Annotated in this window: 19 protein-coding genes; 13 read left to right on the top strand and 6 right to left on the bottom strand. The window is 57.0% G+C overall.

Annotated features, from left to right (window positions below):
* The first annotated feature begins 7 nt into the window (after positions 1–7).
* Complete coding sequence (locus tag E0L20_RS02730; RefSeq protein ID WP_131632573.1) at positions 8–1,099, top strand: alkylhydroperoxidase domain protein; 1,092 nt, start codon at positions 8–10, stop codon at positions 1,097–1,099.
* Positions 1,100–1,105: 6 nt separating this feature from the next.
* Here E0L20_RS02730 and araJ read toward each other — a convergent pair whose 3' ends face one another.
* Both araJ and E0L20_RS02720 read right to left on the bottom strand, forming a co-directional pair.
* Entirely contained in the window at positions 1,106–2,281 is a 1,176-nt protein-coding gene (araJ, locus tag E0L20_RS02725) for an MFS transporter AraJ (RefSeq protein ID WP_131632572.1), read from the bottom strand.
* A gap of 122 nt (positions 2,282–2,403) precedes the next feature.
* Positions 2,404–3,048, bottom strand: a complete 645-nt coding sequence (locus E0L20_RS02720; protein WP_131632571.1) for a Qnr family pentapeptide repeat protein — start codon at positions 3,046–3,048, stop codon at positions 2,404–2,406.
* A 178-nt stretch (positions 3,049–3,226) separates the two neighbouring features.
* On the opposite strand from E0L20_RS02720, the gene ppk2 reads away from it, so the two are divergent.
* From ppk2 to E0L20_RS02705, 3 genes are all read left to right on the top strand, one after another.
* Entirely contained in the window at positions 3,227–4,069 is an 843-nt protein-coding gene (gene ppk2 / locus E0L20_RS02715; RefSeq protein WP_242673379.1) for a polyphosphate kinase 2, read from the top strand.
* A gap of 102 nt (positions 4,070–4,171) precedes the next feature.
* Positions 4,172–4,360: a hypothetical protein gene (locus E0L20_RS02710; RefSeq protein WP_242673378.1), complete on the top strand. Its 189-nt coding sequence runs from the start codon at positions 4,172–4,174 to the stop codon at positions 4,358–4,360.
* Positions 4,360–4,683, top strand: a complete 324-nt coding sequence (locus E0L20_RS02705; protein ID WP_131632570.1) for a CcdB family protein — start codon at positions 4,360–4,362, stop codon at positions 4,681–4,683. Before E0L20_RS02710 ends, E0L20_RS02705 begins: the two co-directional genes overlap by 1 nt.
* A 76-nt stretch (positions 4,684–4,759) precedes the next feature.
* On the opposite strand, the gene fdnI is transcribed toward E0L20_RS02705, so the two are convergent.
* Genes fdnI through fdnG form a run of 3 tightly spaced genes read right to left on the bottom strand, consistent with a single transcriptional unit; the run spans position 4,760 to position 9,355 of the window.
* The gene (fdnI, locus tag E0L20_RS02700; protein ID WP_131632569.1) at positions 4,760–5,416 is read right to left on the bottom strand and encodes a formate dehydrogenase-N subunit gamma; all 657 of its coding nucleotides are present in this window, start codon (positions 5,414–5,416) and stop codon (positions 4,760–4,762) included.
* Positions 5,409–6,296, bottom strand: coding sequence for a formate dehydrogenase subunit beta (gene fdxH, locus E0L20_RS02695; RefSeq protein WP_010431389.1), 888 nt, complete (start codon positions 6,294–6,296; stop codon positions 5,409–5,411). The genes fdnI and fdxH overlap by 8 nt, the downstream gene beginning before the upstream one ends.
* A gap of 11 nt (positions 6,297–6,307) precedes the next feature.
* Positions 6,308–9,355 carry a formate dehydrogenase-N subunit alpha gene (fdnG, locus tag E0L20_RS02690; protein WP_165500675.1) on the bottom strand — a complete coding sequence of 1,016 codons (3,048 nt, stop codon included), beginning with the start codon at positions 9,353–9,355 and terminating at the stop codon, positions 6,308–6,310.
* Between the two features lie 368 nt (positions 9,356–9,723).
* Between fdnG and yddG the strand changes: the two genes are divergently transcribed.
* Together yddG and E0L20_RS02675 are read left to right on the top strand one after the other, a co-directional pair.
* The gene (gene yddG / locus E0L20_RS02680) at positions 9,724–10,602 is read left to right on the top strand and encodes an aromatic amino acid DMT transporter YddG (protein WP_131632566.1); all 879 of its coding nucleotides are present in this window, start codon (positions 9,724–9,726) and stop codon (positions 10,600–10,602) included.
* Positions 10,603–11,233: 631 nt separating this feature from the next.
* Positions 11,234–12,343 carry a porin OmpC gene (locus E0L20_RS02675; RefSeq protein ID WP_131632565.1) on the top strand — a complete coding sequence of 370 codons (1,110 nt, stop codon included), beginning with the start codon at positions 11,234–11,236 and terminating at the stop codon, positions 12,341–12,343.
* Positions 12,344–12,390: 47 nt separating this feature from the next.
* On the opposite strand, the gene E0L20_RS02670 is transcribed toward E0L20_RS02675, so the two are convergent.
* Positions 12,391–13,338, bottom strand: coding sequence for a LysR substrate-binding domain-containing protein (locus E0L20_RS02670; protein WP_131632564.1), 948 nt, complete (start codon positions 13,336–13,338; stop codon positions 12,391–12,393).
* Positions 13,339–13,508: 170 nt separating this feature from the next.
* Here E0L20_RS02670 and E0L20_RS02665 point away from each other — a divergent pair, with 170 nt between their 5' ends.
* From E0L20_RS02665 to E0L20_RS02635, 7 genes are read left to right on the top strand one after another with little or no spacing between them, the layout of a single operon-like run.
* Entirely contained in the window at positions 13,509–14,459 is a 951-nt protein-coding gene (locus tag E0L20_RS02665) for a branched-chain amino acid ABC transporter permease (protein WP_131632563.1), read from the top strand.
* Positions 14,460–14,463: 4 nt separating this feature from the next.
* Entirely contained in the window at positions 14,464–15,570 is a 1,107-nt protein-coding gene (locus E0L20_RS02660; RefSeq protein ID WP_131632562.1) for a branched-chain amino acid ABC transporter permease, read from the top strand.
* Positions 15,567–16,334 (top strand): ABC transporter ATP-binding protein, encoded by a 768-nt coding sequence (locus E0L20_RS02655; protein WP_131632561.1) that lies wholly within the window; start codon positions 15,567–15,569, stop codon positions 16,332–16,334. The genes E0L20_RS02660 and E0L20_RS02655 overlap by 4 nt, the downstream gene beginning before the upstream one ends.
* Positions 16,327–17,046: an ABC transporter ATP-binding protein gene (locus E0L20_RS02650; protein WP_131632560.1), complete on the top strand. Its 720-nt coding sequence runs from the start codon at positions 16,327–16,329 to the stop codon at positions 17,044–17,046. The genes E0L20_RS02655 and E0L20_RS02650 overlap by 8 nt, the downstream gene beginning before the upstream one ends.
* A gap of 28 nt (positions 17,047–17,074) precedes the next feature.
* The gene (locus E0L20_RS02645; RefSeq protein ID WP_131632559.1) at positions 17,075–18,232 is read left to right on the top strand and encodes a branched-chain amino acid ABC transporter substrate-binding protein; all 1,158 of its coding nucleotides are present in this window, start codon (positions 17,075–17,077) and stop codon (positions 18,230–18,232) included.
* An 18-nt stretch (positions 18,233–18,250) separates the two neighbouring features.
* Positions 18,251–18,733: an L-2-amino-thiazoline-4-carboxylic acid hydrolase gene (locus tag E0L20_RS02640; protein ID WP_131632558.1), complete on the top strand. Its 483-nt coding sequence runs from the start codon at positions 18,251–18,253 to the stop codon at positions 18,731–18,733.
* The gene (locus E0L20_RS02635; RefSeq protein ID WP_131632557.1) at positions 18,730–19,956 is read left to right on the top strand and encodes a Zn-dependent hydrolase; all 1,227 of its coding nucleotides are present in this window, start codon (positions 18,730–18,732) and stop codon (positions 19,954–19,956) included. Before E0L20_RS02640 ends, E0L20_RS02635 begins: the two co-directional genes overlap by 4 nt.
* Positions 19,957–19,967: the final 11 nt, after the last annotated feature.

Genomic DNA, 19,967 nt, shown 5'->3' with positions numbered 1-19,967 from the left:
GAAACCTATGGCATTAAGTCAGGATATTCTTGCCGAGCTGGCGGAGATCGTCCCAGGCACGCCGCTAGCAGAGGCGCGCACCACGCGTGAGGCTTCAACCCGTCATGCCCAGGGCAGCTATGAAACCTTATTCAGCCAGCAGGAGAGCGACTTTGCGCTGGATGAACGCTTCGCGGTGGCGGCCAAAGTCGCCAAATGGCATAACGTTGAGGCGCTGGCCGCACACTATGCCGGCTTTGGCCTGGGCGACCCGACTTCCGCGCGGCTAACCCCGGCGCTCAGCTTCGCCCGCCTGCTCACCTTTTCACCGGTTGAGGCGACGCCGGGCGCGCTTCACGCGTTGACACAGGCGGGATGGAGCAAAGAAGGCATCGTCACCCTGGCACAGCTGATCGCCTTTGTCAGCTTCCAGAGCCGTTTGCTCGTCGGGTTGCGCGTGCTGAATGATAAACCCGTGGCCGCGAGCGATGTCGAGGCCGTGGCTGGCGTCTGGCACACCAATCCCACGACGATAACCGGCAAAGCGGCACCGGTGGCATTTACCCAACGGGAGCTGGGATGGGAGCCGTGGCTGGCCGCCAAACCGCTGGCAGATTTTCGCGACGATGAGGTCGCCATTCTGGCGAAATTTGGCCATACCGACTCCGATTATTTCCGCCTGCTCGCACGCAACCTGCCCGTTCTTGAACAGCGCACGCTGACGGATAAAGGGATTTTTTACACGCCGGGGGGCCTGCCGCGCGCTGAACGCGAGCTGGCGGCCACGGTCGTCAGCAAAATCAACGGCTGCATTTACTGCGCATCTGTCCATGCGCGTAAAGCAAGCCAGCTGTCGAAGGATGACAATGCGATAGAAGCGCTGCTGGCGGTGCGTCCGGGGCAATCCCTGAGCAAGGGTCAGTCTGCACGCTGGCAGGCGGAAATCAACTTTGCGGCAGCGCTGTCGGTCACGCCGCCTGCCGTGACTCCCCTGCACCTTTCAGCACTGGAAAAAGAGACGCTGGGCACGCTTGAACAGCTGGATCTGGTCCAGTCTACCGCGTTCTTCGCCTGGGCCAACCGTCTGATGTTGACCCTGGGCGAACCCTGGCTCTCCTGATCGTGATCAGGCCAGCGCGCGCGCGCTGGCCTGACGTTTTTTGGCGATCACATGGCCATAAAGTAAGAGAGAGGTCATGGCCGAGAAGGACAAAATGGCAGCCGGCAGCGTGACGTAGCTCCAGCTAAAGCCGAGCGTAATCATCATCCCGCCAAAATAGGCGCCAATCGCGCTGCCCAGGTTAAAGGCCATCTGCCCGCCTGCGGCGCCCAGCATCTCGCCCCCTTTTGCATTTTGCAGCAGCAGGATTTGCAGCGGCGCGGAGAGCGCGAACAGCCCGGCACAGCAGATGAAGCCCATCACCAGCGAGGCCGTTTTGTGTTCACCAAAAGCGAAAAGCAGCAGCAGCGATGCCACGATCGCCATATCGGTGGTCGCCGCAATACGCAGCGGGCTGAAGCGTCCGGATAGCTTGCCGCTGCACAGATTCCCGAGCACCATGCCCAGACCCATCAGCATCATTATGATCGTCATCAGCCCCTCGGAGAAGCCCGAGACGTTGACCATAAACGGCTTCACGAAGCTGAACCACGCGAACACACCGGCATTTCCAAACATCGTGGCGGCAAAGATTAGCCAGGGTTCCGGTTTTTTCAGGAAGTGGAACTGCTCGGTCAGTTTGGTTTCAGATTTATCATGGATTTTTGGCACCCACATGAGCACCGAGAGGATCACCAGCGTATCGAAAATGGCAATCACGAAGAACGTGTAGCGCCAGCTGAATTCGTGCCCCAGCCAGGTTCCCAGCGGAACCCCCACCAGATTGGCGACCGTCATGCCGGCGATCATCCCCGCGACCGCGACGGTCACTTTGCCCGGCGGCGCAATCTTCGACAGGATAATCGCCCCAACGCCAAAGATGGCCCCGTGCGGGAAACCGGAGATCAACCGCCCCACCGCAAGCCAGAAATACGATGATGAAAAGGTAAAAATGGCATTGCCAGCCGCGCACATGGCGACCAGAAACAGCAGCGTCGTTTTCAACGAGAACTTACTGGAAAAAAGCGCCACGATCGGCGCGCCTATTACCACACCGAAGGCGTAAAACGAGATCATATTCCCGGCGGAAGGGATCGAGATACCGGTATCGTGCGCCAGCTCCGTCAACACCCCCATAATGCCGAATTCAGCCATGCCAAGGCCAAAGGTGCCAAGTGCCAACGAAAAAATCGTCTTTTTCATATACCACAACCACTTGATAAAAGTTTGCTGCAAGCATTATTGAACAATCTTGTATGGTGAGCCAGTTCAAATCAGCCGTCTGACACGTTAATCCATTATTTCGGAGTAAGTTGTGAATACGGCTAGCCCATCACAAGGATACCGAGGCGCTCCATCATCTGTGCAGCCTGATAGCTGTCCAGCTTGACGCCCTGCAGATCGACTCTGCGCACGTCCAAATCGCCCAGTTCAGAGTTGGTAAGATCGCAGTGGGTAAAATTGGCCGCACACCAGTCAAATGATGAGAACTCGCCCCCGGAAAGATCGGAACCGCTGAATGTTGCACCGAGGATCTGCGCGCCGTTCCAGCGGTTTTCCCACAGCTCACATTTTTCCAGCACCACCTTAGAAAAATTGGCGTAGCTCAGGTTGCTTTTTGTAATGTAAGCGCTGCAAAACCAGGTCCGCGTGGTGATCATGTTCATAAAGCTGGCCCCGCGAAAATCCGCCCCCTGCGCCCTGCATTCACGAATTTCGATCCCTAACGCACTGGCGTGCCTGAAATCGGCCATTGATAAGTCGCAGCTTTTGAAGACGGCATCTTTAAGCTGCGCCCGGCTAAAGTTGCCGCCCTTCTGGCTTTCACGGTCATAGAACTGACAGCCTATAAATTCCGTGCTGGTTAAATCCGTGCCTGAAAAATCGCAGTTGCGAAAGACCGCGTTTTCAATTTTTTCACCGGTAAAGCGGTGGCGACCTATTTTTTCACCCTCAAGAATCAATGCCATTGCAACATCCTGTTTATTTATACAGTACATCGCGACATTCTAACCCGATGCATCAAGAAGGGAAACTGCGTTGTCTGGAACGTACGTCAAAAATTCACGCGAAGGCTGCCAGTCAGAATTACACTTCAACGTGTAAGGTCCGTTCAGCACATCACCCGATCCGGAGATGAGGGTTATTATGGCAAACGCAAAGCAGGACAAAATCAAAACAAAAACCGTGAGCAAAGCCAGCGTCGATAAGGTGGTTAAACCCGCCCTGAAGAACAAAGAGTACGAAAAAGAGCTGCGCCGCCTGCACGTTGAGCTGGTCAAGCTCCAGCAGTGGGTCGTCGCCAAGGGGCTGAAGGTCTGCATTGTTTTTGAAGGTCGCGACGGCGCGGGAAAAGGCGGCACCATCAAGGCCATTACCGAGCGCGTCAGTCCCCGCGTGTTTCGCGTTGTCGCGCTGCCCGCGCCAACCGAAAAGGAAAAGAGCCAGCTCTACTTTCAGCGCTACGTCCCGCATCTGCCCTCTGCGGGTGAAATCGTCATCTTCGACCGCAGCTGGTATAACCGCGCGGGCGTTGAGCGGGTGATGGGGTTCTGCACCGAGGAACAGGTGGAGAAATTTCTGGACGGAACGCCGGTGATGGAAAAAGCCATGGTTGACGCGGGAACCATTCTGCTGAAGTACTGGCTTGAGGTTACGCCAAAAGAGCAGGAGCGCAGGCTGCGGGATCGCATTAACGATGGCCGCAAAACCTGGAAACTCTCACCGATGGATGTTAAATCCTTCAATATGTGGGATGAATATACCGCCGCCCGCGACGCGATGTTTAAAGCCACCGACACGGCCTGGGCACCGTGGTTTGTCGCGCGTTCTGAGGATAAGAAGCGGGTACGGTTGAATATTATTTCACACCTGCTCTCGCAGATCCCTTATAAAGATCTGCATATAGAAGCGATGGATTTACCGAAGCGTAAAATTGGCAAAGTGAAACCGACTAAATATCCTTTCCGCTATATAGATGAGAAATTCTAAGATTACTGGAAGACGGCTCGCAGAGTTAATATTACCAGAGCAAAGGGTATTGTTTTTTGTTGGCTGCGGTCGATAATGGCCGCACCAACAAAGGAGATATTGATGAAACACACAGCAGACCACACGCCCTCCCGACGTATCAAACCAACAGCACCGCCGCGCCGCACCGCGTCAGACGTCGTTGCCCCGCGTCAGCCATCGGAAGCGGATCGTTCATTTATTCGAACAATGAATGAGTTTGTGGAAAAACATGGAACCATTACTGACGATGATTTTTTCAGGGTGCTTTAATGCTGCGACAATTTAATATTTACCGTAATACATCGGCAGCTACCCGGGAAAATCTTCCCTACTATATGCTCATTCAGGATGATTGTTATGACGATCTTGCCACGCGCGTAATTGTGCCGCTGGCGAAACACACTACGTTACCGTTATGGCAGAGCCATCTGGCTCCTGGAGTAAATATCGATTTTGAAACGTTTCTAATTTATTCGCCAATGATAACGAACCTTAACAACAGCAAAATTAACCCTAAAGACTTTGTTTGTAATTTACGCAACACACGTCATGACGTTATCGCGGCAATCGATCGTTTATTGACTAACACATGACGCCAGCCGGTCAGGCATTTATCCTGTCTGCGCAAGCGAAGCGCCGCCGGGCAAAGCCGACGGCGCAGGACTCACCTTACTTAATCCCTTCCGTACTCTCTTTTTTCGCTTCCAGACGTTCAACGTCACGGTACCAGCGCGGATGGTGTTTTTGCGCCCAGCGGCGGCTCACCTTCCCTTCAATCATCCCTTTAATCGATCCTTTCACCCAGAAGGCCATATACATATGGATCAGGATGGCGTGGATCAGAATGATGGCGGACGTCGCGTGGATCAGCAGCGCGTAACGAATCACCTGAATCGGAAAGTAGTGCGCAAAATAGGGGCGCCAGATAATCACCCCGGTCACCAGCAGGACAAAGATCATGCTCATGATGGTCCAGAACATCATCTTCTGTCCGGCATTGTACTTGCCCACCTTCGCGACCTTATGCTCGTTCCCTTTCAGGACTTCAACGATCCCTTTCACCCACGGAATATCCTGCTTGTCCGGGATGTTGTGATGCACGAAGCGCACGAACATAAACATCAGCACCACGAAGATCAGCACGCCGAAGAACGGGTGCAGAATACGCCCCATCAGCGGTGTCCCGAAGGTTTCGGTCAGCCACTGCAGCGTCGGGAAGAAGAACGAAATCCCCGATACCGCCACCAGGAAGAAGCAGATCACCACCGTCCAGTGACAGGCGCGGTCGATAAACTTCGTGCGCACGATCATTTTCGACTTACTCATGGTGTTCCTCCTCCTCGTCGTCATCCACCTCTTTGTTTGGCCCGATCCCGATGTAGTGATAAATCAGCCCGGCAAAGGTGGCGATAAAGCCCGCCGCAGAGAGCGGTTTAAGCGCGCCTTTCCACAGGTTAATTGACGTATCAATCGCCGGGTCCTTCGGCAGATTGTGGTAAAGCTCCGGCTGATCGTTATGGTGCAATACGTACATTACGTGCGTACCGCCCACGCCCTGCGGGTTGTAAATGCCCGCATTCTCGTAGCCGCGCGCTTTTAGCTTGTCCACCCGCTCCTGCGCCACGTCCAGCATCTCTTTCTTGGTGCCGAAGTGGATAGCCCCGGTCGGACAGGTCTTCACGCAGGCAGGTTCCTGCCCCACGCTGACGCGGTCCACGCACAGGGTGCATTTATAGACCCGGTTATCCTCTTTATTGAGGCGCGGGATGTTAAACGGACAGCCCGCGATGCAATATCCGCAGCCGATGCAGTTGTCCTGCTGGAAGTCGACGATCCCGTTGGCGTACTGAATAATCGCACCGGCAGACGGGCACGCCTTCAGGCAGCCCGGATCTTCACAGTGCATACAGCCGTCTTTGCGGATCAGCCACTCCAGCCTGCCGTTCTGGTCGGTTTCGCTAAAGCGCATCACCGTCCAGGACTTGGCGCTCAGGTCCGCCGGGTTGTCGTAGACCCCGACGCAGTGCCCCACCTCGTCGCGGATATCGTTCCACTCCGAGCAGGCCACCTGGCAGGCTTTACAGCCCACGCAGGAGGAGACGTCGATAAGCTTGGCGACCTCTGCCTTATAATCCCGCGCGCGAGGCGCGGGCGTTATCGGGTTCGTCGCGGAGCGTTTGATAATGTCTTGTGTTTCCATCGCCATTTAATCGCTCCTTACGCTTTCTCGATGTTGACCAGAAACGCTTTGTACTCCGGCGTTTGCGAGTTGGAATCGCCGACGTTTGGCGTCAGGGTGTTGGCGATGTAGCCTTTCTGCGCCACGCCCTCAAAGCCCCAGTGCAGCGGAATACCGACGGTTTCCACCTGCTGGCCGTGCACGTTCAGCGACTGCAGACGGCGGGTGACCACGGCAACGGCACGAATAAAGCCGCGCTTGCTGCTTACCGTCACACGGTCGCCGTTGGCAATGCCCTTCACCTTCGCCAGCGTTTCGCTGATCTCCACAAACTGTTCCGGCTGCGCGATGGCGTTAAGCCGTGCGTGCTTGGTCCAGGTGTGGAAATGCTCGGTCAGGCGATAGGTCGTTCCCACGTACGGGAACTTGTCCTTTTTGCCCAGGCGCAGCACATCCTCTTCGTAGATTCGCACCACCGGGCTTGAAACCACGTTCGGGTGCAGCGGGTTAGTCCCCAGCGGCGTTTCCATCGGCTCGTAGTGTTCCGGGAACGGCCCTTCCGCCAGCTTGTCGAGGGCAAACAGACGGCCCAGACCTTCCGGCTGCATGATGAACGGCCCGGTGTTGCTGCCCGGCGCGGCGGTGTTGTAGTCCGGGATGTCGTTACCCGTCCACTTCGCCCCGTTCCACTGGATCAGCATGCGCTTCGGATCCCACGGCTTGCCGTTGATATCTGCCGAGGCGCGGTTGTACAACACGCGGCGGTTCAGCGGCCACGCCCATGCCCAGCCCAGCGTATTGCCGAGCCCGGACGGGTCAGCGTTATCGCGGTTGGCCATCTGGTTGCCCTGCTCCGTCCAGCTACCGGTGTAGATCCAGCAGGACGACGCCGTGGTGCCGTCGTCGCGCAGCAGCGCGAAGCTGTTCAGCAGCTGGCCTTTTTTCGCCACCAGGTTGCCGTTAGCGTCATAAAGATCCGCCAGCGCCACGCCGTTGTTCTCTTTCGCCACCTCTTCAGACTCAGGATGGTCCGGCTGCTTGTAGTCCCAGCCCATCTTCAGCAGCGGCTCCGCGCCCTTGCCGCCTTCGGTACGGTACATTTCGCGCAGGCGATGGTATATCCCGGCGAGGATCTCGCCGTCGTTACGCGCCTCGCCCGGTGCGTCCTGGCCTTTCCAGTGCCACTGCAGCCAGCGGCCGGAGTTAGCAATAGACCCGTCCTCTTCCGCAAAGCAGGTGGACGGCAGGCGGAACACTTCGGTCTGAATCGACGCCGGATCGACATCGTTCGATTCACCGTGGTTCTGCCAGAAGGTAGAGGTTTCGGTCACCAGCGGATCGATAACCACCATGTACTTCAGCTTGCTCAGGCTGCGAACGACTTTGTTTTTGTCCGGGAAGGAGGCCACCGGGTTAAAGCCCTGGCAGATATAGCCCGTGACGTTGCCCTTATCCATCATGTTGAAATACTTAATGACGTCGTAGGCCTGATCCCACTTCGGCAGCCACTCAAAGCCCCAGTCGTTCTCCTTCTGCGCCGCGTCGCCGTAGAAAGATTTCATCAGGCTGACGTAGAACTTCGGATAGTTGCTCCAGTAGTTCACCTGATCCGGCAGCGTCGCTTTTGGCGTATTCGCCGCCAGATAGGTTTGCAGATCGGCCTGTTTCTCAGACGGCAGCGTCAGGTAGCCCGGCAGGCTGGTCGACAGCAGGCCGAGGTCGGTCAGCCCCTGAATATTGGAGTGACCGCGCAGCGCGTTCACGCCGCCGCCCGCCATCCCCATGTTGCCGAGCAGCAGCTGGATCATCGCCATGGTGCGGATGTTCTGCGCGCCGACGGTATGCTGCGTCCAGCCCAGCGCGTACAGGAACGTCGTGGTTCTGTTTGCGGCACTGGTTGAGGCCAGCACTTCACACACCTTCAGGAAGTCGGCCTTCGGCGTGCCGCAGATGTTCTCCACGACGTCCGGCGTGTAGCGGGATACGTGCTCTTTCAGCAGGTTCCACACGCAGCGCGGGTGCGTCAGCGTTTCGTCACGCATCGCATAGCCGTTTTCATCAAACTGGTAGTTCCAGGACGACTTGTCGTACTGGCGTTTTTCGGCGTCATATCCGCTAAACAGCCCATCATCGAAGGTAAAATCATCCCGCACCAGCAGGTTCGCGTTGGTGTAGTGCTTAACGTATTCCGCGTTAATTTTGTTGTTTTCGATCAGGTACAACAGCACGCCGGACAGGAACGTAATGTCCGTACCGGAGCGGATTGGCGCATAGATATCGGCCACCGATGCCGTACGCGTAAAGCGCGGATCGACGACGATAACCGTCGCATCGTTGTTGTTTTTTGCTTCCATCGCCCAGCGGAAGCCGACAGGGTGTGCTTCAGCGGCGTTACCGCCCATCACCACCACGACGTTAGCGTTTTTAATATCAACCCAGTGGTTGGTCATCGCACCGCGACCAAATGTTGGAGCAAGACTTGCTACCGTTGGTCCGTGTCAAACGCGCGCCTGGTTGTCTACCGCCAGCATGCCGAGGGAGCGCACAAATTTTTGCGTCAGCATGCCGGTTTCATTACTTGCCGCAGATGCGCACAGCATCCCGGTGGAAAGCCAGCGGTTAACCGTTACGCCCTGCTCGTTCTTTTCAATAAAGTTGGCGTCGCGGTCGGCTTTCATTAATTTGGCAATACGGGAGAAGGCCTCATCCCAGGAGATACGCTGCCACTTATCGGAACCCGGCGCGCGGTATTCCGGATAGCGCAGGCGATTTTCGCTGTGAACATAGTCCAGCAGCCCCGCCCCTTTCGGGCAAAGCGCCCCGCGGCTTACCGGATGGTCCGGATCCCCTTCAATATGATAAATCGCTTCTTTGGCGTTCTTCGCGCCATCGCCCAGGCTATACATTAAAAGCCCACAACCTACGGAGCAGTATGTGCAGGTGTTACGGATCTCTTTGGCGCGCAGCAGCTTGAAGTTGCGCGCCTGAGCCAGCGCCATTTTGGGAGCAAATCCCAGCATGGCTGCCGTGGTTCCGGCCATACCGCCCGCGCAGATTTTAAAAAATTGTCTGCGGCTGACGTCCATTGTTGTCCTCGTTTTCGAATAAGAGCCTATCCCAGTAGGCGTAATTGTTGAAGCCAGTTTGGTACCGGACAGCGCGCAGAAACCGGAGCGTACACGTAGTACGTGAGGATTTCGAGCACTGCCCGGTGCCAAAATGGCGAATGAAATAGCCTAATGGGATAGGCGCTAAGACTTCGGGCCGCAAACTAACATCAAAGTCCCTGATTTTTTTGCGTCAAATCAAGGTCATCTTTTTTCGCCCCCTTAATAGTCACCCCCGCTGAATTTAGCTACCTCTTTATGATTAGCGGGCTAACAGAATTATTCGCAGCAGCAAAGGAATTAATGCTATAAATTTTTCCTTTGATTTTTATGGCGATGGCAAGGTAATGGACAGAAAAAGAGCAACGCTCATTGGACTGGCGGCAATCCTGTTATGGAGCACGATGGTGGGCCTGATTCGCAGCGTGAGCGAGGGGCTTGGGCCGGTTGGCGGTGCAGCGATGATATACACCGTCAGCGGATTGCTGTGTCTGGTGACGGTAGGATTTCCCGATCTTCGTAAATTTTCGCCACGCTACCTTATTGCGGGCAGCGTGCTGTTTGTCAGTTACGAAATTTGCCTGGCGCTCTCCCTGGGCTATGCCGCCACGCGCTCGCAGGCCATTGAAGTGGGCATGGTGAATTATCTCTGGCCGAGCCTGACGATTGTATTTGCGATTTTGTTTAACGGACAACGATCCAATCTGTGGGTCATACCGGGATTAGCGATTTCTCTGCTGGGAGTTTGTTGGGTATTAGGCGGCGAAAATGGACTGCACGTTGATGAAATCGTCCGCAACGTCGTCTCCAGCCCGCTGAGCTATGCCCTGGCCTTTGCCGGAGCCTTTATCTGGGCGGCCTACTGCACCGTGACGAGCAAATTTGCCAGAGGGCAAAACGGCATCACGCTCTTCGTATTGCTTACCGCCCTTAGCCTGTGGGTGAAATACGCCCTCAGCGCTCAGCCGGAAATGGTGTTCAGTGTCCCGGTGGTCGTGAAGCTTTTAATGTGCGGCGTTGCGCTCGGATTTGGCTATGCGTCATGGAATGTCGGCATTCTCCACGGCAACGTTACCGTACTGGCTGCGGTCTCCTATTTCACGCCCGTATTATCCGCCGCGCTGGCTGCCGTATTGCTGAGTTCGCCGCTGTCGTTTGCCTTCTGGCAAGGCGCGCTAATGGTATGCGCCGGCTCCCTGCTGTGCTGGTACGCCACCCGAAAATAATTCTTATGCCCGTTGCCGGATTAATTTCAATCCGGCAACATAATTAACATAAATTTAAAATGTGATCGCCCGTCAAAATATTCATCAGAATGTTAGCAAACGCGTTTAGCTTCTGTTTATATTAACCGCCTACCGTAAGCGCCTTTTCATTAATTGACACAAACTGACACCCCTTCGTTATTAATTCACGGCATATACTCACGTCCTATATAGCATTAAATGCAATAGTGTGTTTCTGGATGTTTCAAAAAACGTGATGCCATTTTGCACAGCAATAAACTCAAGCACCTGTTTATCTTGAAGTATTTATATTCCAGCATCGCTATGAAAACTAAAATCCCCAATAGTCCCGATGGGAAATAGCACCTGCTGAAAACTATATTCACCCCAACGGCATTGACGCGTAAATAATCGTAATTTGAGTAAAATCTAATCCACCCCTTCCCATTTACGGCAATTTTTCCGATCGCGATCACACTAATTGAAATTATCGCTAATAATTTGAAACTTATTATTGAAAGAGAGCTACAACATTCTTAAAAATAGCATGCCATTGACGAGCAGCCTCGTTTAGCATTCGTTTAAAAATGGCTCAGGAAATACCTAAAGAAAATTATAAGGATTATTTAAGATGAAACTTAAATTAGTTGCAGTGGCGGTCACTTCCATGCTGGCAGCAGGCGTTGTAAACGCAGCTGAGATTTATAACAAAGACGGTAACAAACTGGATCTGTACGGGAAAGTAACAGGTCTGCACTATTTCTCTGACGATGCTGGCGCTGATGGCGATAAAACCTACATGCGTATCGGCTTCAAGGGCGAGACCCAGGTTAACGACCAGCTGTCCGGCTACGGCCAGTGGGAATACCAGATTCAGGGCAACAAAGACGAAAGCGACAACCAGTCCTGGACTCGTGTGGCGTTTGCCGGTCTGAAGTTTGCGGAAGCAGGCTCATTTGATTACGGTCGTAACTACGGCGTAATTTACGACGTGACCTCCTGGACCGACGTTCTGCCAGAATTCGGCGGCGACACCTACGGTGCAGACAACTTCCTGCAGTCTCGTGCGAACGGCGTTGCAACCTACCGTAACCAGGACTTCTTCGGTCTGGTTGACGGCCTGAACTTCGCTCTGCAGTACCAGGGCAAAAACGGCAGCGTGAGCGGCGAAAACACCAACGGTCGCAGCCTGCTGAACCAGAACGGCGACGGCTACGGCGCTTCCCTGACCTACGATCTGGGTGAAGGCTTCAGCGTGGGTGGTGCAATGTCCTCTTCCCGTCGTACCGCTGACCAGAATGCTGCCGGCGTTTACGGTGAAGGCGATCGCGCAGAAGTGTACAGCGGCGGCGTGAAATACGACGCGAACAACGTGTACCTCGCGGCGCAGTATTCTCAGACCTACAATGCAACCCGCTTCGGTACCTCTAACGGCGACCGTTCAGACATCTACGGTTTTGCAAACAAAGCGCAGAACTTCGAGGTGGTTGCTCAGTACCAGTTCGACTTCGGTCTGCGCCCTTCCATCGCCTACCTGCAGTCTAAAGGCAAAGACATCGAGAACTTCGGTGACCAGGATCTGGTTAAATACGTAGACGTCGGCACGACCTACTATTTTAACAAAAACATGTCCACCTACGTGGATTACAAAATCAACCTGCTCGACGATAACAAGTTTACCCGTCAGGCAGGCATCGGCACCGACAACATCGTGGCACTGGGTCTGACCTACCAGTTCTAAGACTTGCCCGTGCAAAAGCCAGCTGAATAAGCTGGCTTTTTTTTGCCTTACGCGCGCTGCGGCTGCTCGCTGCCGGCCGCCCGTCGTAGCCAGTTCTGCAGCAGCTTCCCGTCCTCCGTCATATCCGAATCCGAGCGCACGCAAAGGTAGTAATCGCGCCCGTCATCTATGGGTAAATCGAAGATTTTCACCAGCTCCCCGCTCTCCAGGTACGGCGCAATCAGCGGCTCGCGCATCAGGGCGCAGCCTAAACCCGCCTGAACTCCCGCCAGCGTCAGCAGCCCATCTTCAAACATGGGGCCGCTGCGCCGCGCCGGACGCTTCACCCCCTGCCGGGTAAACCATTGCTGCCAGGTTGAACGCTCCTCGTCGTGCAGCAGCGGCATTTGCAGCAGCTGCTCCGGCGTGTCGATATGCCCGTGGATGCGTAAAAATGCCCGGCTGCACACCGGCACCATCTGCCCGGAAATCAGCTTTTCACTCTGATAGCCTGCCCACTGCCCGTTTCCAAAGCGAATGGACATATCCGAGGCATCGCTCAGGTAGTTGCGGTGGTTGGCGTATACCACGTTAATTTCCGTCTGCGGATTGGCGCGCATGAAGGCAGGCAGGCGAGGAATAAACCACCCCATGCCAAAGAGCGGGATCAGGCTTATCGTCACCTGCCGCGTTTGCGCCTGCTCCACGAGGTGTTCCGTTGCCTGGCGCAGCACGTTGAACGCGGCGCGGATAGAACGATAGTAATCCCGCCCGTGCTGGCTCAGCGCCAGCCTGCGCCCCTGGCGTTCCGTCAGCGGCATTTGCAGATACCCTTCCAGCACCTTGAGCTGATGGCTCACGGCGGACGGCGAAATATCCAGCTCCTGCGCCGCCAGCGTCACGCTGCCAAGCCGGGCAATGGCCTCAAAGGCGCGGACTGCCCTCAGCGGCGGATCGTTCGCCAGGCGACTTTCTGCGTAAGCTGCAGCACCCTCTGATTGTTCTGTTTTATTCATATATTGATTTCTTTAGGCTTTTGGCTCTCAAACCACTCCTAATCATCTTCATATAAATCATAAAGATAATGCAATACCGGTTTATCATAAGAAATAATATATGTGTATTTTACAATTTTATTCATTTATTGGATGGTAGCCGCTGAAAAAGTCATTTGCGGGTACGAACGTTGGATACACTCATACAACAATTGATCAACGGCGTGATGCTGGGCAGCATCTACGCGCTGATCGCGCTGGGCTATACCATGGTGTATGGCATTTTGCGCATTATTAACTTTGCTCACGGCGATATTCTGATGGTGGGTGCGTTAACCACGCTCTCGGCCGTCAACGCCCTGAACGGCACTTTTCCGCATATGCCGCTGCTGGCACAGCTGGGCTGTGCGCTTCTGGTGGCGACGATCGTCTGCGCGCTGCTGGCCATGGCGGTGGAGCGTTTTGCCTATCGCCGCCTGCGCAATGCGCCACGCCTGGCGCCGCTGATTTCCGGCATTGGCATCTCCGTTCTGCTCCAGACCGTGGCGATGGTCATCTGGACTCGCAACCCCCTGATGTTCCCCCAGATCCTTCCCATGGAGCCGATTGCCGTGACGTCCGGTAGCGCTGAACATCCGCCCGCCATTGTCACCGTCACCGGTATCGTCACCGTCGCGCTGGCGCTCATCGTGATGACCGGACTCTGGCTGCTGGTGGAGTACACCCGACTCGGGCGCGGCATGCGCGCCGTGGCGGAAAATCCGCGCGTCGCCACGCTGATGGGCGTGAATCCGAACGCCATTATTACCCTGACCTTTGCCATTGGCGGCGTTTTTGCGGCGCTGGCAGGCGTAATGATGGCAAGCAACTACGGCAACGCCAGTTTCTCCATGGGCTTTTTACCCGGCATTAAAGCCTTCACCGCCGCCGTGCTGGGCGGGATTGGCAACATTCGCGGCGCGATGATCGGCGGGATCCTGCTGGGCATTATTGAAGCGCTGGGCGCCGGATACCTCGGTGAACTGACTCACGGCGTGTTCGGCAGCAACTATCAGGACGTGTTTGCGTTTATGGTGCTGATTCTGGTGTTGGTTTTCCGTCCGGCGGGCCTGCTGGGCGAGCGCGTCGCGCAGAGGGCATAAAACGATGACGCCCCTTCAACTACAGACTCCGGCGACGACGCGTAAATTTTGGTCAGGCATGACCTTGTTCTGCCTCGCCCTGCTGATTGCCCCCGTCGTCGCGACGCAGCTCGGCGGCAACTACTGGGTGCGCGTGATCGACTTCGCCCTGCTCTACATTATGCTGGCGCTGGGGCTAAATATTGTGGTCGGCTACACCGGCCTGCTGGACATGGGCTTTATCGCCTTTTACGCGGTCGGGGCTTACCTGGCGGCTCTGCTTGCCTCGCCGCACCTGCTTGAAACGTTCCCGATCCTTGCCGCCTGGTTCCCTGACGGGCTGCACACGTCCTGGCTGCTGATTATTCCCATAGCGGCGCTGGCTGCAGCGGCCTGCGGCATTTTACTCGGCGCGCCGACGCTGAAGCTGCGGGGAGATTATCTGGCCATCGTGACGCTGGGCTTTGGCGAGATCATCCGCATCCTGATGCGCAACCTCGATCGTCCGGTAAACATCACCAACGGCGCAAAAGGCATTACCGGGGTGGATACGCTGAACCTGTTCGGCCTCAAGTTCAGCGGCGTCTACCATTGGTTCGGCTTTAAGGTGCCCGCCCTGTGGCTGTGGTATTACCTGCTGATGCTGTTCATCGTAGCCATTATTTTCGTTTGCCTGCGCCTGCAGCATTCGCGCATTGGTCGCGCGTGGCACGCCATTCGCGAAGATGAAGACGTCGCCCGCGCGATGGGCATCAACGTACGTAACTACAAGCTGCTGGCCTTCGCGATGGGCGCCTCTTTCGGCGGCGTGGCGGGCGCGCTGTTTGGCGCATTCCAGGGCTTTGTCTCACCCGAGTCGTTTACGCTGCAGGAATCTATTGCCGTGCTGGCGATGGTGGTGCTGGGCGGTATGGGGCACATTCCGGGCGTGATCCTCGGTGCGGTGCTTCTCACGGCCCTGCCGGAGCTGCTGCGCAGCCAGGCCGCGCCCGTTCAGCAGGCGCTGTTCGGCACGGTGCTGGTCGATCCGGAAATCTTGCGCCAGCTGTTCTACGGCCTGGCGCTGGTGCTGGTCATGCTGGTTCGTCCGTCAGGCATCTGGCCGGTACGCCACAAGGAGGTGAAGGCATGAGCCTGCTAACCGTACGCAATATGTCCAAGCGCTTTGGCGGCCTGACCGCCGTGGACAACGTTTCACTCTCGATTAATCAGGGTGAAATCTACGGGCTGATCGGCCCCAACGGGGCGGGAAAAACGACCTGCTTTAACCTGATCACCGGGCTGTATCCGGCGGACAGCGGTGAGTTTTCGATTGCCGATAAGCCCTATTTCCCTAAGCAGATCGAGAAAGTTACCGCCGCCGGGATTGCGCGTACCTTCCAGAACGTGCGTCTCTTTAACGACATGTCCGTGCTGGAAAACGTGATGGTGGGCCGCCACGTGCGCACCCGCAACGGCCTGTGGGCGGCGCTTAGCCGCCACGGGCGCGCCCGAGAAGAAGAAGCCGAGACGCGCGAGCTGGCGTGGCACTGGCTTGAATACACCGGCATTGCCAAATTCGCCCACTACCGCGCCTGCGACCTGGCCTACGGGCATCAGCGCCGTCTCGAAATCGCCCGCGCGCTGGCGACCGATCCGCTCCTGCTGGCGCTGGACGAGCCCGCCGCCGGAATGAACGCCGTGGAGAAAGTCGCGCTTGGCGAGCTGCTTACCCGCATCCGCGATGACGGCAAAACCCTGCTGATGATTGAGCACGACGTTAAGCTGGTGATGGGCATTTGCGATCGCCTGACGGTGCTTGATTACGGCAAAACGCTCGCCAGCGGTACGCCGGAGACCGTGCGCCGCGATCCGGCGGTCATCGCCGCCTGGCTAGGGGGCAATGCCCATGTCTGAATTACTGAAAGTTGAACGTCTGGACGTGCATTACGGCGGCATTCAGGCGGTCCGCGATGTCTCCTTCACCCTGCACGAAGGGGAACAGGCCACGCTGATCGGCGCTAACGGCGCGGGCAAAAGCTCCACCGTGCGCGCCATTACCGGGCTCGAAAGCTTTAGCGGCACGATTGCATTCAACGGCAAAAACGTGCGCAAGCACAGGTCAGAGGCGCTGCTGCGCGACGGGCTGGTAATGGTTCCCGAAGGTCGCGGCATCTTCGCCCGCATGACGGTGCTGGAAAATCTGCAGATGGGGGCATGGCTCAGGCGTGACGCTGTCACCGTTAAGCAAGAGATGAATGCCATTTTCGAGCGCTTCCCGCGCCTGGGAGAGCGCCAGCATCAGCTTGCCGGGCTACTTTCCGGCGGCGAGCAACAGCTCCTGGCGCTCAACCGCGCCCTGCTCAGCCGCCCGCGCCTGCTGATCCTCGACGAGCCTTCGATGGGCCTTGCCCCGAAGATGGTCGAGAACATTTTTGCCGTTATCGCCGGGCTGCGCGAGCGCGGCGTCGCCCTGCTGCTGATCGAGCAAAACGCCCGACTGGCGCTGGAAGTGACCGATAACGCGTGGGTGATGGACAGCGGCAGCATTGTTCATCACGGCGCATCGAAGGCAATGCTCGAAGACGACAAGATTGCACAGATTTATTTGGGCGAAATGCCCGTTTAACAACACCAACCAACACCAGGGAATAACAATGAAAACAGTAAAACTCAGCGCGCTCAGCGCCGCACTTCTGCTTGGCGGATTTTCCAATTCGGCCGCATGGGCTGCCGACAGCGAAACCGTGATTATCGGTCTGGCCGGCCCGCTGACGGGCCCGTCTGCCCGTATCGGTAAAGATCTGGAAAACGGTGCGCAGCTGGCGATTGACGACATCAACAAGCAGCACCCGACCATCGGCGGCAAAGCGGTGACCTTCAAACTGCAGTCAGAAGACGATCAGTCCGACCCGCGCACCGCCGTTGCCGTGGCGCAGCGCCTGGTAGATAGCGGCGTGGCGGGCGTAGTCGGCCACTGGAACACCGGCACCAGCATTCCGGCCGCGCGCGTTTACCACGATGCGGGCATCGCGCAGGTTGCGCCGGTGGCAACCGGTCATGCCTATACCAAACAGGGGTTTGACACCAGCTTCCGCGTGATGGGCCATGACGATGACGGCGGCCAGTTTGCGGGTCAGTACGCGGTCAATACCCTGAAAGCGAAACGCATTGCGGTGATCGACGACCGTACCGCCTTCGGCCAGGGGCTGGCAGACGAATTTATCAAATCGCTGGACGCTCAGGGCGTGAAAATTGTCGACCGTCAGTACGTCGATGACAAAACGGTGGACTTCAGCGCCGTGCTGACCGCCATTCGCAGCAAAAATGCCGACCTGATCTTCTTCGGCGGCGTGGACAGCCAGGCCGCACCGCTGGCGCGCCGCATTAAACAGCTGGGCATGAACGCCACGCTGATGGGCGCAGGCGGGTTTGTCAGCCAGACGTTCCTGCAGCTGGCGCAGAAGGAAGGTGAAGGCGTTGTCGCCCTTGAACCAGGCCTGCCGGTTGACCAGATGCCGGGCGGTAAAGCGTTCGAGCAGGCGTATCAGTCGCGCTACCACACGCATATTGAGCTGCACGCGCCGTTCGCCTACGACGCCACTCGCGTGCTGGTCGCGGCCATGGAAAAAGCCGACTCCGTCGATCCGTCGGAGTATCTGCCTGCCCTTCGCGCCATCAGCTACTCAGGCGTGACCGGACAGATCGCGTTTGATAAAGAAGGCAACCTCAAATCGCCGTCGTTCACCGTCTATAAGGTTGTCGACGGCAAATGGCAGCCGCAGACCGTGCTGGGCGGCGCGAAAGCGAAGTAACCGCAGCGAGGCAATGTGATGAGTGATAATAACGAGCTGGGCATTCTCGCCCGCCGCAAAATTGAAGCGGAAATTATTAAGCCGATTTATGAAATCCTGGTGCGCGAGATAGGGAAGGCCCGCGCCCAGGCGGTCATCGGCGAGGCCATTGAGCAGGCCGCCATTGACGCGGGCAAAGCCTTTGCCAGCAAAGAGCCTGACGGAGCAGACGTAAAGAGCTTTATCGCCCTTCAGTACCTTTGGGAGAAAGATAACGCCCTGGACGTGAAGGTGATCGATGCCGACGATCGGCAGTACAACTACAACGTGACCCGCTGCCGCTACGCGGAGATGTATCACGAGATGGGTCTGGGCGAGATCGGCCATCTGCTGTCGTGCGCGCGCGATGAAAAGTTCATCGTCGGCTACGCGCCAGACGTCGAGCTAACCCGCACCACCACCATCATGCAGGGCGGCGCCTGCTGCGACTTCCGCTACCGCAGCAAAAAGGACACGGCATGATCCGCGTAAACGCAGAACGACTGTGGTCGACGCTTGCGATGATGGCGCAGATCGGCGGCACGCCCGCCGGGGGCGTTACCCGCCTGGCGCTAAGCGAGGAGGATCGCATCGCGCGCAACCTGCTGCGCGACTGGGCGCTGGAGGCGGGTTTTACCTGCGACGTCGACAGCATGGGCAATATGTTTATCCGCCGCGCGGGGAATAATCCCGATCTTGCCCCGGTCATGACCGGCTCGCACGTCGACTCCCAGCCGCTCGGCGGCAATTACGACGGCATTTACGGCGTGCTGGCGGGGCTTGAGCTGCTGCGCACGCTCAATGATAACCGCGTTGAAACCGAACGCGATATCGTGCTGGTGAACTGGACCAACGAAGAAGGCGCGCGCTTTGCGCCGGCGATGCTCGCTTCGGGCGTCTGGGCGGGTCAGCTTACCGAAGAGTTTGCTTACGCCCGCATGGACAACAGGCGAGTCACGGTTCGCGACGCGCTGGAAGCCATCGGCTACCGGGGCGAACAGCCTGCCCGCGCGTTTCCGGTCCACGCCTGTTACGAGCTGCACATTGAGCAAGGGCCGATTCTGGAAGATGAAGCCATTGATATCGGACTGGTGCGGGCGGCAATGGGGCAGCGCTGGTTTACGATTACGCTGGAGGGTTTTGCTGCGCACGCGGGGACCACGCCCATGCACAGCCGTCGCGATGCGCTAACCGCGTTTGCCGAGCTTGCGCTGAAGGTGGAAGAGACGGGCTATCAACACGCACCGGACGGACGCGCGACGATCGGCATGGCGGAGATCACGCCGAATTCGCGCAACGTGGTGCCGTCCCGCGTGGTGTGCAGCGTGGAGTTTCGTCATCCTGAGCAGAGCGCGCTCGACGCGATGGAGGCGGCGCTGCATGAGGCTGCGGAGAGTCTCAGCGCCCGAGGCGTTATCGCTCACGTCGAACGCATCTTCGACTATGCGCCAATTGCGTTTAATGCGGAGTGTCTGGCGCGTACCGAGAAAGCCGTTGCGGACCTGGGCTATTCGTCGAAGCCGATGGTTTCCGGTGCCGGGCATGACACCTGCTACGTCAGCAAAATCGCGCCGGCCAGCATGATCTTTATCCCCTGCGTGAAGGGCATAAGCCATAACGAAGAGGAAAGGATCCTGCCGGAGTGGTCAGAGAAAGGGGCCAACGTGCTGTTGCACAGCGTGTTGGCTGCGGCGCAGGAAATCTAACCTTTTCTGCG

It is taken from the genome of Enterobacter wuhouensis, assembly GCF_004331265.1.
Classification (GTDB): domain Bacteria; phylum Pseudomonadota; class Gammaproteobacteria; order Enterobacterales; family Enterobacteriaceae; genus Enterobacter; species Enterobacter wuhouensis.
The sequence above is the reverse complement of the archived record's forward strand: the minus strand, read 5'-3'. Positions and strand labels throughout refer to the sequence as shown.